Origin of the sequence: Citrobacter amalonaticus (genome assembly GCF_037053465.1) — a bacterium.
GTDB classification, from domain to species: domain Bacteria; phylum Pseudomonadota; class Gammaproteobacteria; order Enterobacterales; family Enterobacteriaceae; genus Citrobacter_A; species Citrobacter_A amalonaticus_H.
Genome location: NZ_JBALIF010000001.1, coordinates 373,847 through 386,077 on the forward strand (window position 1 = coordinate 373,847; position 12,231 = coordinate 386,077).

At 52.6% G+C, this 12,231-nt stretch carries 12 protein-coding genes and 1 other annotated feature; of the genes, 10 read left to right on the plus strand and 2 right to left on the minus strand.

Going from position 1 to position 12,231, the window contains the following annotated elements; genetic code table 11:
• The first annotated feature begins 165 nt into the window (after positions 1–165).
• The 4 genes from creA to creD are packed head-to-tail and all read left to right on the plus strand — an operon-like array spanning position 166 to position 4,179.
• Positions 166–639, plus strand: coding sequence for a protein CreA (creA, locus tag WB371_RS01760; protein ID WP_336218406.1), 474 nt, complete (start codon positions 166–168; stop codon positions 637–639).
• A 12-nt stretch (positions 640–651) separates the two neighbouring features.
• Complete coding sequence (gene creB, locus WB371_RS01765) at positions 652–1,341, plus strand: two-component system response regulator CreB (RefSeq protein ID WP_336218407.1); 690 nt, start codon at positions 652–654, stop codon at positions 1,339–1,341.
• On the plus strand, positions 1,341–2,765 hold the full coding sequence (creC, locus tag WB371_RS01770; protein WP_336218408.1) for a two-component system sensor histidine kinase CreC: 1,425 nt from the start codon (positions 1,341–1,343) through the stop codon (positions 2,763–2,765). The genes creB and creC overlap by 1 nt, the downstream gene beginning before the upstream one ends.
• Before the next feature lie 58 nt (positions 2,766–2,823).
• Positions 2,824–4,179 carry a cell envelope integrity protein CreD gene (creD, locus tag WB371_RS01775; RefSeq protein WP_336218409.1) on the plus strand — a complete coding sequence of 452 codons (1,356 nt, stop codon included), beginning with the start codon at positions 2,824–2,826 and terminating at the stop codon, positions 4,177–4,179.
• Between the two features lie 66 nt (positions 4,180–4,245).
• On the opposite strand, the gene arcA is transcribed toward creD, so the two are convergent.
• Positions 4,246–4,962: a two-component system response regulator ArcA gene (gene arcA / locus WB371_RS01780; protein ID WP_001194359.1), complete on the minus strand. Its 717-nt coding sequence runs from the start codon at positions 4,960–4,962 to the stop codon at positions 4,246–4,248.
• A 95-nt stretch (positions 4,963–5,057) separates the two neighbouring features.
• Here arcA and yjjY point away from each other — a divergent pair, with 95 nt between their 5' ends.
• The 6 genes from yjjY to thrC all read left to right on the plus strand — a co-directional run bounded on the left by yjjY (position 5,058) and on the right by thrC (position 11,321).
• Entirely contained in the window at positions 5,058–5,198 is a 141-nt protein-coding gene (gene yjjY, locus WB371_RS01785) for a protein YjjY (protein ID WP_001303782.1), read from the plus strand.
• A 398-nt stretch (positions 5,199–5,596) separates the two neighbouring features.
• Positions 5,597–6,283: a tRNA/rRNA methyltransferase gene (locus WB371_RS01790; RefSeq protein ID WP_336218410.1), complete on the plus strand. Its 687-nt coding sequence runs from the start codon at positions 5,597–5,599 to the stop codon at positions 6,281–6,283.
• Between the two features lie 211 nt (positions 6,284–6,494).
• Positions 6,495–6,560 (plus strand): thr operon leader peptide, encoded by a 66-nt coding sequence (gene thrL / locus WB371_RS01795; protein WP_222699670.1) that lies wholly within the window; start codon positions 6,495–6,497, stop codon positions 6,558–6,560.
• Positions 6,496–6,615: a sequence feature (Thr leader region), on the plus strand. It overlaps the preceding gene by 65 nt.
• 25 nt (positions 6,616–6,640) lie before the next feature.
• Positions 6,641–9,103, plus strand: a complete 2,463-nt coding sequence (gene thrA, locus WB371_RS01800; RefSeq protein WP_336218411.1) for a bifunctional aspartate kinase/homoserine dehydrogenase I — start codon at positions 6,641–6,643, stop codon at positions 9,101–9,103.
• A 1-nt stretch (position 9,104) separates the two neighbouring features.
• A complete protein-coding gene (thrB, locus tag WB371_RS01805; protein WP_336218412.1) occupies positions 9,105–10,034 on the plus strand; it encodes a homoserine kinase in 930 nt (309 codons plus the stop codon).
• Positions 10,035–10,037: 3 nt separating this feature from the next.
• Entirely contained in the window at positions 10,038–11,321 is a 1,284-nt protein-coding gene (gene thrC / locus WB371_RS01810; RefSeq protein WP_336218413.1) for a threonine synthase, read from the plus strand.
• Positions 11,322–11,417: 96 nt separating this feature from the next.
• Here the strand turns inward: thrC and yaaA are convergent, their stop codons facing one another.
• On the minus strand, positions 11,418–12,191 hold the full coding sequence (gene yaaA / locus WB371_RS01815; RefSeq protein WP_336218414.1) for a peroxide stress protein YaaA: 774 nt from the start codon (positions 12,189–12,191) through the stop codon (positions 11,418–11,420).
• Positions 12,192–12,231: the final 40 nt, after the last annotated feature.

Genomic DNA, 12,231 nt, shown 5'->3' on the forward strand with positions numbered 1-12,231 from the left:
TGGATAATAGCATTTTTTGCTGTTTTAGCATTCAGTGTTTTATTTGTGCATTAATGCTTTTTTTGGACAACATAAAGCGTGATTATTGTAATCCTGTGATCTGTAAACAGTTTATTTTACAATGTTGAATAATTACACCGCGCGAATCTTAAAAATGGTAACAATATGAAATACAAGAGTTTAGTCCTTTCTGCTGTTCTCTTAATGCTGGGACAACTGGCACATGCGGAACAAATTGGGTCTGTTGATACGGTGTTTAAAGTATTGGGGCCGGATCATAAGATTATCGTCGAAGCGTTCGACGATCCTGATGTTAAAAACGTGACCTGTTATGTCAGCCGCGCCAAAACTGGCGGGATTAAAGGTGGGCTTGGGCTGGCAGAGGATACCTCCGATGCCGCTATCTCCTGTCAACAGGTGGGCCCGATCGTCCTGAGCGACCGGATCAAAAGCGGTAAAGCAGAGGGCGAGGTCGTCTTTAAGAAACGCACCTCGCTGGTTTTTAAATCCTTACAGGTGGTGCGTTTTTACGATGCCAAACGTAACGCGCTGGCCTATCTGGCTTACTCTGACAAGGTTGTTGAGGGGTCACCTAAAAATGCAATCAGCGCTGTGCCAATCATGCCGTGGCGCCAATAACAGGGACGCATTATGCAGCAGGTGTCAGTGTGGCTGGTAGAAGATGAACAGGGTATCGCGGATACCCTGATTTATATGCTTCAGCAGGAGGGCTTTAGCGTTCAGGCCTTCGCGCGCGGGTTGCCTGCGCTGGAGCAATCGCGCCATCAGTGCCCGGATGTGGCGATCCTGGATGTCGGTTTGCCGGATATCAGTGGTTTTGAGTTATGCCGCCGCCTGCTGGAACGTCATCCGGCGTTACCCATCCTTTTTCTGACGGCACGCAGTGACGAAGTAGACCGCCTGCTGGGACTGGAAATTGGTGCGGATGATTATGTCGCCAAACCGTTTTCCCCGCGGGAAGTGTGCGCCCGGGTGCGCACGCTGTTACGCCGGGTGAAGAAGTTCTCCGCGCCGCCGCCCGTTGTCAAAATCGGCCATTTTGAGCTTAATGAGCTGGCGGCTGAAGTGAGCTGGTTTGGTACGCCTTTGTCTCTCACCCGCTATGAATTTTTGCTGCTGAAAACATTGCTGTCCTCCCCTGGTCGCGTTTATTCGCGACAGCAACTGATGGATATCGTCTGGGCCGATGCACAGGACACCTTTGACCGGACGGTTGATACGCATATCAAAACCCTGCGCGCTAAACTCCGCGCTATCAACCCGGATCTCTCCCCTGTCAACACGCATCGTGGGATGGGCTACAGCCTGAGGAGTCTCTGATGCGTATCGGCATGCGTTTGCTGCTGGGCTATTTCCTGATTGTCGCCGTTGCCGCGTGGTTTGTTCTCTCAATTTTTGTTCAGGAGATCAAACCTGGCGTACGCCGCGCAACCGAAGGCACCCTTATCGATACCGCCACGCTACTGGCGGCGCTGGCGCGTGACGATCTCCTGTCAGGCAATCCGGCACAGGGGCAGCTCGCCCAGGCGTTTACGCAACTGCATAACCGTCCGTTTCGCGCCAATATCGGCGGCATCAATAAGGTTCGTAACGAGTACCATGTCTACATGACCGATGTGCAGGGCAAAGTCGTGTTTGATTCCGCGAACAAAGCGCAAGGGCAGGACTACTCACGCTGGAACGATGTCTGGTTAACGCTGCGTGGGCAATATGGCGCGCGCAGTACGCCGCAGGATCCAAGCGATCCGGAAAGCTCCGTGATGTACGTTGCAGCACCGATTACCGATGGGGGAAAGATCATTGGCGTACTGAGTGTCGGTAAACCTAATGCGGCTATGGCACCGGTCATTAAACGCAGTGAACGCCGAATCCTCTGGGCCAGCGCGATTCTGCTCGGTATCGCGTTGATCATTGGCGCGGGTATGGTCTGGTGGATTAACCGCTCGATTGCCCGCCTGACGCGCTACGCGGATTCGGTGACTGAAAACCGGCCAACGCCATTACCGGAACTGGGAAGCAGTGAGTTGCGCAAACTCGCTCAGGCGCTGGAGAGTATGCGCCTGAGACTGGAGGGCAAAAATTATATTGAACAGTACGTTTACGCCCTGACTCATGAACTGAAAAGCCCACTGGCGGCCATCCGCGGAGCCGCAGAAATCCTCCGGGAAAGTCCACCTCCGGACGTCGTTAAACGCTTTACCGACAATATTCTCAGCCAGAACGCGCGGATGCAGATACTCGTTGAAACGTTGTTGCGCCAGGCGCGGCTGGAAAATCGTCAGGAGATTGCGCTCTCCCCGGTTGATGTCGATGCCTTGTTTGCGCAAATCAGTGAAGCGCGAGCTATCCAACTGGCGACCAAGGAGATTGCGCTGGCGATAATCCCTTCGGCGTTGAGCGTCAGTGCAGAACCTGCTTTGCTGGAACAGGCGCTGGGTAATCTTCTGGATAACGCCATTGATTTCACGCCGCAAGGCGGAACGGTTACCCTGAGCGCAACGGCACACGCAGAGAGAGTAACGTTGACGATTACCGATACCGGTACGGGCATTCCTGATTATGCGTTACCGCAGATATTTGACCGTTTTTACTCATTGCCGAGAGAGAATGGCCAGAAAAGCAGTGGTCTTGGACTGGCATTCGTCAGTGAAGTGGCGCGGCTACTGAAAGGACACACAGAACTGCGTAACCGACCGGAAGGCGGTGTAGAGGCTACGTTAACACTTCACCGTCACTTCACATAACTTCAAATTCCCCCCACATAGCGTGCTTATTCTGCGGGTATTGCATAAGGAGAACGCTATGTTGAAATCCCCCCTGTTCTGGAAAATCGTCACCTTAGGTGGCGCGATTGTGTTGCTGTTGATCCCACTGATGATGGTGCGACAGATTATTGTCGAGCGTGCTGATTACCGCGATACCGTGGAAGATGCTATTCGCCAGAGTACCAGTGGCCCACAAAAAATCGTCGGTCCACTGATTGCAGTGCCCGTGACCGAGTTATACACCGTGCTGGAAAATGAGAAACCGGTGGAGCATAAGCGCAGTTATATCCACTTCTGGCTACCCGAATCGCTAATGGTTGAGGGAAATCAGAACGTTGAGGCGAGAAAAATTGGTATCTACCAGGGACAGGTCTGGCAGACAGATGTGGCGCTGAAAGCCGAATTTGATGTCGCCAGACTGCGCGAACTGGAGCGACCCAACGTGACGATGGGACAGCCGTTTATTGTGGTTGGCGTAGGCGATGCGCGTGGTATTGGCGTGGTAAAAGCCCCGAAGGTGAATGGGACTGCGCTGGCCGTTGAACCGGGTACAGGCTTAACCGGAAGTGGGGAAGGGGTCCATATCCCGCTTCCCGATGCGCAATGGGCGAAACGAGATGTGGCGTTGTCGATGTCGGTGAATTTAAGTGGTACGGGGTCGTTCTCTGTTGTTCCGGTAGGTCGCAGCAGTGAAATGACGCTGACCAGTAACTGGCCGCATCCGAATTTCCTTGGTGACTTTTTACCAGGCAAGCGTGAAATCAGCGCGTCAGGATTTCAGGCGCAGTGGCAAAGCAGTTGGTTTGCAAACAATCTGGGCGATCGGTTCGCGGCAGCGCAAAAGGATGGCTGGTATAACCTTCCGTCGTTCAGCGTTGCGGTTGCCACCCCAGCCGATCAATACCAACTGACGGACAGGGCGACAAAATACGCCATTTTGCTGATCACCTTAACGTTTATGGCATTCTTCGTGTTTGAAACCTTAACGGGGACAAAACTTCACCCGATGCAGTATCTGTTGGTGGGGCTGTCGCTGGTGATGTTTTATCTGCTGCTCCTGGCGCTCTCGGAACATATCGGTTTCACGCTGGCATGGATTGTTGCCAGTCTGGTGGGGGCGTTGATGAATGGGGTTTATCTTCAGGCCGTCCTGAAAGGCTGGCGGAGTAGTGTGGCCTTCACGTTTGCTTTACTGGCGCTGGATGGCGTGATGTGGGTTCTGCTTCGTTCCGAAGACAGCGCCCTGTTGTTGGGAACAGGAGTATTGCTGTTGGCGCTTGGCGGCGTAATGTTCCTGACGCGTCATCTTGACTGGTATGCGTTTTCTCGTACCAAAACAGCATCACCTTCAGTGCCCGCAACAGAGGATGAGTCTTTACGCTTGTGGAAGTAGAATCGGCTGAAGAGAGGCAATAAAAAACGGCGCACTGAGCGCCGTTTTTTGACGGTGGTAACCCGATTAATCCTGCAGATCGCCACAGAAACGGTAACCTTCACCATGAATAGTGGCGATGATTTCCGGCGTGTCCGGCGTCGATTCGAAATGCTTACGGATTCGACGGATGGTCACATCAACAGTGCGGTCATGCGGCTTCAGCTCACGGCCGGTCATTTTTTTCAGCAGTTCGGCACGAGACTGGATCTTACCCGGGTTCTCGCAGAAGTGAAGCATGGCGCGGAACTCGCTGCGTGGCAGCTTGTACTGTTCGCCATCAGGACCAATCAGCGAGCGGCTGTTGATATCCAGCTCCCAGCCGTTGAACTTGTAGCTTTCAACGCTGCGGCGCTCTTCGCTGACAGTACCCAGATTCATGGTACGGGACAGCAGGTTGCGGGCACGGATAGTCAATTCGCGTGGGTTGAACGGCTTGGTGATGTAGTCGTCTGCACCGATTTCGAGGCCGAGAATTTTATCGACTTCGTTATCACGGCCAGTCAGGAACATCAGCGCAACGTTAGCCTGCTCGCGCAGTTCACGCGCCAGCAGAAGACCGTTCTTCCCTGGCAGGTTGATATCCATGATCACCAGGTTGATGTCATATTCAGAGAGGATCTGATGCATTTCCGCGCCATCTGTCGCTTCGAATACATCATAGCCTTCCGCTTCGAAAATACTTTTCAACGTGTTGCGTGTTACCAACTCGTCTTCAACGATAAGAATGTGCGGGGTCTGCATGTTTGCTACCTAAATTGCCAACTAAATCGAAACAGGAAGTACAAAAGTCCCTGACCTGCCTGATGCATGTCGCAAATTAACATGATCGGCGTAACATGACTAAAGTACGTAATTGCGTTCTTGATGCACTTTCCATCAACGTCAACAACATCATTAGCTTGGTCGTGGGTACTTTCCCTCAGGACCCGACAGTGTCAAAAACGGCTGTCATCCTAACCATTTTAACAGCAACATAACAGGCTAAGACGTACCGGACACCCAATAAAACTACGCTTCGTTGACATATATCAAGTTCAATTGTAGCACGTTAACAGTTTGATGAAATCATCGTATCTAAATGCTAGCGTTCATCACAAAATTGCAATAATCCAACTAGTTGCAGAAGATAACTAATTAACACGGCGAATCCAATAGATGAGATTCATTTTAAATCAAATTACCTCAGATAAACAGATGGATATACTGTTTCTGTTAACATAAAAAGCAGTAGTAAACTCAGGGAATAGTTTAGCGCCTTTTATAAAACGTGAAATGGTTTTTCAGTGATTTTCGTTAAAATTTTGTAAATTCGCGCCGCGTAATATCTTGACAAAGCTCACATTATTATTCGCGGACAAGCATAAAGAGTAAAAAAATGCGCATAACCATTATTCTTGTCGCTCCCGCCAGGGCGGAAAATATCGGCGCGGCAGCGCGTGCCATGAAAACCATGGGATTTACGCAATTACGTATCGTCGACAGCGAAGCGCATCATGAGCCCGCCACCCGTTGGGTCGCACACGGATCGGGCGATATTATTGATAATATTGTTGTTTTTCCGACGCTGGCGGCGGCCCTTTCCGATGTGGATTTTACTATCGCCACCACAGCGCGCAGCCGCGCCAGGTTTCATTACTACGCCACGCCAGCCGAACTGGTTCCGATTCTGGAAGAAAAATCGGCCTGGATGAATCATGCGGCGCTGGTGTTTGGTCGAGAAGATTCCGGATTAACGAACGACGAACTGGAGCTGGCGGATGTGCTGACCGGAGTGCCGATGGTTGCTGATTATCCTTCGCTAAATCTGGGGCAGGCGGTGATGGTTTACTGTTATCAATTAGCAAGTTTAATGCAACAACCTGCTAAAGAGGTCGATGCATCTGACGAATTTCAGTTACAAGCATTACGATCTCGCGTCATGACGTTACTGGCTTCTTTGGATGTCGCAGATGACGTCAAACTGGTCGACTGGTTGCAACAACGTTTAGGGCTGTTGGGGCAGCGAGACACGGCAATGTTGCATCGTTTAGTCCATGATATCGAAAAAAATATCACAAAATAAAATGTTATATGATTCTTTATTTTTGGTTAATAACTCTGAAATCAAGAGGTGGTGACCGCTGACATTGGGCGAAAGTAATGGGCTATGCAGCAGTACATGAACCGGTTTCGCTCCGTGAGTAATGCAAAATTTATTGACTTAGGTCACGAGATACTTTAACCAATATAGGGATACAGGACAGACAATAAAAATTACAGAGTACACAACATCCATGAAACGCATCAGCACCATCATTACCACAACCATCACCATTACCACAGGTAACGGTGCGGGCTGACGCGTACAGGAAACACAGAAAAAAGCCCGCACCGAACAGTGCGGGCTTTTTTTTCGACCAAAGGTAACGAGGTAACAACCATGCGAGTGTTGAAGTTCGGCGGTACATCAGTGGCAAATGCAGAACGTTTTCTGCGGGTTGCCGATATTCTGGAAAGCAATGCCAGGCAGGGGCAGGTAGCGACCGTTCTTTCTGCCCCCGCCAAAATTACCAACCATCTGGTGGCGATGATTGAAAAGACCATCGGAGGTCAGGATGCCCTACCCAATATCAGCGATGCCGAACGTATTTTCTCCGAACTTCTGACCGGACTTGCCGACGCTCAGCCCGGCTTCCCGCTGGCACAGTTGAAAGTGTTCGTGGAGCAGGAATTCGCTCAAATCAAACATGTTTTGCATGGTATCAGCCTGCTCGGGCAGTGCCCGGACAGCATTAACGCCGCGCTCATTTGCCGCGGTGAAAAGATGTCTATCGCCATCATGGCGGGTCTACTGGAAGCGCGTGGTCATCAGGTTACCGTCATTGATCCGGTCGAAAAACTACTTGCGGTGGGGCACTACCTCGAATCCACCGTTGATATCGCTGAATCGACTCGTCGCATCGCCGCCGGGCGCATTCCTGCCGATCACATGGTGCTGATGGCGGGCTTCACCGCGGGTAACGATAAAGGCGAGCTGGTGGTGCTGGGACGCAATGGTTCTGACTACTCCGCAGCGGTTCTGGCTGCCTGTTTACGTGCCGATTGTTGCGAGATCTGGACTGACGTCGACGGCGTCTATACCTGCGACCCTCGTCAGGTGCCAGATGCCAGGTTGCTGAAGTCGATGTCGTATCAGGAAGCAATGGAACTCTCCTATTTCGGCGCTAAAGTGCTTCATCCCCGTACCATCACCCCCATCGCTCAGTTCCAGATCCCTTGCCTAATTAAGAACACCGGTAATCCTCAGGCACCCGGTACGCTGATTGGCGCCAGTCGTGATGAAGACGATCTGCCGGTGAAGGGGATTTCAAACCTGAATAACATGGCGATGTTCAACGTCTCTGGTCCTGGCATGAAAGGGATGGTGGGGATGGCGGCTCGCGTCTTTGCGGTAATGTCCCGGGCCGGGATTTCCGTTGTTTTGATAACCCAGTCTTCTTCTGAATACAGCATCAGTTTTTGTGTGCCGCAGGCGGACTGCGCACGCGCCCAGCGCGCTTTGCAGGATGAGTTCTATCTTGAACTGAAAGAGGGATTGCTGGAACCACTGGCGGTGACCGAGCGCCTGGCGATCATCTCCGTGGTGGGCGATGGTATGCGCACGCTGCGGGGCATTTCAGCGAAGTTCTTTGCTGCGCTGGCGCGAGCCAACATCAATATTGTGGCGATTGCGCAAGGCTCTTCCGAACGTTCAATCTCCGTAGTTGTTAATAATGACGATGCCACCACGGGCGTTCGCGTCACGCATCAGATGCTGTTCAATACCGATCAGGTCATTGAGGTGTTTGTGATTGGCGTGGGCGGTGTCGGTGGCGCGTTGCTGGAACAGCTCAAACGTCAGCAAACCTGGCTTAAAAATAAACATATTGATCTGCGCGTGTGTGGCGTAGCGAATTCCCGGGCGTTGTTGACCCATGTCCACGGCCTGAATCTGGAAAACTGGCAGGCGGAACTGGCGGAAGCGAAAGAGCCATTCAACCTCGGGCGCTTAATTCGTCTGGTGAAGGAATACCATCTCCTGAACCCGGTGATTGTCGATTGTACGTCCAGCCAGGCGGTAGCCGACCAATATGCAGACTTCCTGCGTGAAGGTTTCCACGTGGTTACGCCGAACAAAAAGGCGAACACCTCGTCGATGGATTACTACCATCAACTGCGTTTTGCTGCGGCAAAATCACGCCGTAAATTCCTCTACGACACCAACGTCGGTGCGGGCCTGCCGGTAATCGAAAACCTGCAAAACCTGCTAAACGCCGGTGACGAACTGCAGAAATTCTCCGGTATTTTGTCAGGTTCGCTGTCGTTTATTTTCGGTAAGCTTGATGAAGGGATGAGCCTCTCTGAAGCGACCCGCATCGCGCGTGAAATGGGCTATACCGAGCCGGATCCACGTGACGATCTTTCCGGAATGGATGTCGCGCGTAAGCTGCTTATTCTGGCCCGTGAAACCGGACGTGAACTGGAGCTTTCTGACATTGTCATTGAGCCGGTTCTGCCTGGGGAATTTGACGATTCCGGAGACGTGTCGGCGTTCATGGCGAACTTGTCACAGCTTGACGATGCCTTTGCTGCCCGCGTGGCGAAAGCCCGTGATGAGGGCAAAGTATTGCGCTATGTTGGCAACATTGAAGAGGACGGCGTGTGTCGGGTGAAAATTGCTGAAGTAGACGGTAACGATCCGCTATATAAAGTGAAAAACGGCGAAAACGCGCTGGCTTTCTATAGCCACTATTATCAGCCTCTGCCGCTGGTGCTTCGTGGCTATGGCGCAGGCAACGACGTCACGGCGGCTGGGGTATTTGCCGACCTGTTGCGTACCCTCTCATGGAAGTTAGGAGTCTAAGATGGTTAAAGTTTATGCCCCAGCTTCCAGTGCCAATATGAGCGTTGGATTCGATGTGCTCGGGGCGGCAGTGACGCCAGTTGACGGCTCACTTCTGGGCGATGTGGTCACCGTTGAGGCGGCTGGCAGCTTCAGTCTGAATAATCTGGGGCGTTTTGCCGATAAACTGCCGCCAGAACCGCGTGAAAACATTGTCTATCAGTGCTGGGAGCGTTTTTGCCAGGAGCTGGGTAAAACCATTCCGGTGGCGATGACGCTCGAAAAGAACATGCCGATTGGTTCCGGGTTAGGTTCCAGCGCCTGCTCCGTGGTTGCCGCGCTGGTGGCAATGAATGAGCACTGCGGCAAGCCTCTGAACGATACGCGCCTGTTGGCTATCATGGGGGAACTGGAAGGGCGTATCTCCGGCAGCGTTCACTACGATAACGTCGCTCCGTGCTTCCTCGGCGGTATGCAACTGATGATCGAAGAAAACGGCATTATCAGTCAGCAGGTGCCAGGCTTTGATGAGTGGCTATGGGTGCTGGCTTATCCAGGCATTAAGGTCTCCACGGCGGAAGCGCGGGCGATTCTCCCTGCGCAATACCGTCGCCAGGATTGCATTGCCCACGGGCGGCACCTGGCTGGATTTATTCACGCCTGTTATTCCCGTCAGCCTGGGCTGGCGGCGAAACTGATGAAAGATGTGATAGCTGAACCCTATCGCGAACGTCTGTTACCAGGGTTTGCCCAGGCACGCCAGGCCGTTGCGGAAACTGGCGCGCTGGCGAGCGGTATTTCGGGTTCCGGGCCGACGCTGTTTGCGCTCTGCGATAAACCCGATACGGCGCAGCGCGTAGCGGATTGGTTGGGAAATCACTACCTGCAAAATCAGGAAGGCTTTGTTCATATTTGCCGGCTGGACACGGCGGGCGCACGAGTATTGGGATAATTGATGAAACTCTACAATCTTAAAGATCACAACGAACAGGTCAGTTTTGCACAGGCCGTCACGCAAGGGCTTGGCAAAAATCAGGGGCTCTTTTTCCCCCACGATCTGCCGGAATTCAACCTGACCGAGGTTGATGAGATGCTCAACCTGGACTTCGTGAGCCGTAGCGCGAAAATCCTTTCCGCATTTATTGGCGACGAAATCCCGCAAGAGATCCTCGAAGAGCGCGTACGCGCTGCGTTTGCCTTCCCGGCGCCGGTCGCCCAGGTGGAAAGCGACGTGGGATGCCTGGAGCTGTTTCACGGTCCGACGCTGGCATTCAAAGATTTCGGTGGCCGTTTTATGGCGCAGATGCTGACCCATATCAGCGGTGACAAACCGGTGACCATTCTGACGGCAACCTCCGGAGATACCGGTGCGGCTGTTGCCCATGCTTTTTATGGTCTGCCGAATGTGCGCGTCGTGATCCTCTATCCAAATGGCAAGATCAGTCCGTTGCAGGAAAAACTGTTCTGTACCCTGGGCGGCAACATTGAAACCGTCGCGATCGACGGCGATTTTGATGCCTGCCAGGCGCTGGTTAAACAGGCGTTTGACGATGAAGAACTGAAAGCGGCACTGGGGCTGAACTCCGCGAATTCAATTAATATCAGCCGTCTGCTGGCGCAGATTTGCTATTACTTTGAAGCAGTTGCGCAGTTGCCGCAGGAAGCCCGTAATCAACTGGTTGTCTCGGTTCCCAGCGGAAACTTTGGTGACCTGACTGCGGGTCTGCTGGCGAAATCTCTTGGCCTGCCGGTGAAACGCTTTATCGCTGCCACTAACGTCAACGATACGGTGCCGCGTTTCCTGGAAGGTGGCGAATGGGCGCCAAAAGCGACCCAGGCGACGTTGTCTAACGCGATGGATGTCAGTCAGCCTAACAACTGGCCGCGTGTGGAAGAGTTGTTCCGGCGTAAAATCTGGCGTCTGAGTGAGCTGGGTTATGCGGCGGTGGATGATGAAACCACGCAGGAAACGATGCGTGAGTTAAAAGCGAAAGGGTACACCTCTGAACCGCACGCGGCGGTGGCGTATCGCGCTTTGCGCGATCAGCTTAATCCGGGGGAATACGGTCTGTTCCTCGGCACTGCGCATCCGGCGAAGTTTAAAGAGAGTGTGGAAGCCATTCTGAATGAAACGCTGGAATTGCCAAAAGAGCTGGCAGAGCGTGCGGATTTGCCGCTGCTTTCACATCATCTGCCAGCGGATTTTGCTGCATTGCGTAAGCTGATGATGACGTGTTAAGCATCGTGCCCGGTGACGTTATCGCTTGCCGGGCTCGTAAGAAGGTACCGATGGGCAGGCCGGATAAGGCGTAGCCGATATCCGGCGGATTATGCATTACTGTTCGTGACGCTTAAACACCAGTTCGCCATTCCCGGAGGCCGCTTCATCAAAGGCGTAGCCTTCGCTGTTAAAGCCGGTGAGCTGTTCAGGCGTTGTCAGGCGATTTTCGATGATGTAACGGCTCATCAGGCCGCGTGCTTTTTTGGCATAAAAGCTAATGACCTTAAACTTACCGTTCTTTTCGTCGAGGAAAACAGGCTTAATCAACTCGGCATTCAGTTTTTCCGGCTTCACGGATTTAAAGTATTCATCCGACGCAAGGTTAATCACCACCCGATCGCCCTGCGCGGCAAGCGCTTCGTTAAGCTTATCGGTAATAATGTCGCCCCAGAATTGATACAGATCCTTCCCTTTGGCGTTTTCCAGGCGAATCCCCATTTCCAGACGATAAGGCTGCATCAGATCCAGTGGACGCAACACGCCGTAAAGCCCTGAAAGCATACGCAAATGCTGCTGCGCAAAATTGAAATCGGCTTCGCTGAACGTTTCAGCTTGTAAGCCGGTATACACATCCCCTTTAAACGCGAGAATGGCCTGACGCGCATTTTCCGGCGTGAAGTCCGGCTGCCAGTCGTGAAAGCGGGTGGCGTTCAGATCGGCGAGCTTGTCGCTGATGCCCATCAGCTTACCAATTTGAGGAGCGGAGAGTTTGCGCGCCACATGAATCAACTGCTGGGAGTGGTCCAGCAGTTCAGGCAGCGTATGGCGCGTCGTCGCCAGCGGGCTCTGGTAGTCGAGCGTTTTTGCAGGTGAAATCAGAATCAGCATATCCAGTCCTTGCAGGAAATTTACTGCGACTGTAGCAAAA

Coding starts and splice junctions, on each gene's coding strand:
- thrC (WP_336218413.1), top strand. CDS start 10,038: ATGAAACTCTACAATCTTAAAGATCACAACGAACAGGTCAGTTTTGCA.
- creA (WP_336218406.1), top strand. CDS start 166: ATGAAATACAAGAGTTTAGTCCTTTCTGCTGTTCTCTTAATGCTGGGA.
- thrA (WP_336218411.1), top strand. CDS start 6,641: ATGCGAGTGTTGAAGTTCGGCGGTACATCAGTGGCAAATGCAGAACGT.
- arcA (WP_001194359.1), bottom strand. CDS start 4,962: ATGCAGACCCCGCACATTCTTATCGTTGAAGACGAGTTGGTAACACGC.
- creD (WP_336218409.1), top strand. CDS start 2,824: ATGTTGAAATCCCCCCTGTTCTGGAAAATCGTCACCTTAGGTGGCGCG.
- yaaA (WP_336218414.1), bottom strand. CDS start 12,191: ATGCTGATTCTGATTTCACCTGCAAAAACGCTCGACTACCAGAGCCCG.
- creC (WP_336218408.1), top strand. CDS start 1,341: ATGCGTATCGGCATGCGTTTGCTGCTGGGCTATTTCCTGATTGTCGCC.
- yjjY (WP_001303782.1), top strand. CDS start 5,058: ATGACTAAAGTACGTAATTGCGTTCTTGATGCACTTTCCATCAACGTC.
- thrB (WP_336218412.1), top strand. CDS start 9,105: ATGGTTAAAGTTTATGCCCCAGCTTCCAGTGCCAATATGAGCGTTGGA.
- creB (WP_336218407.1), top strand. CDS start 652: ATGCAGCAGGTGTCAGTGTGGCTGGTAGAAGATGAACAGGGTATCGCG.
- WB371_RS01790 (WP_336218410.1), top strand. CDS start 5,597: ATGCGCATAACCATTATTCTTGTCGCTCCCGCCAGGGCGGAAAATATC.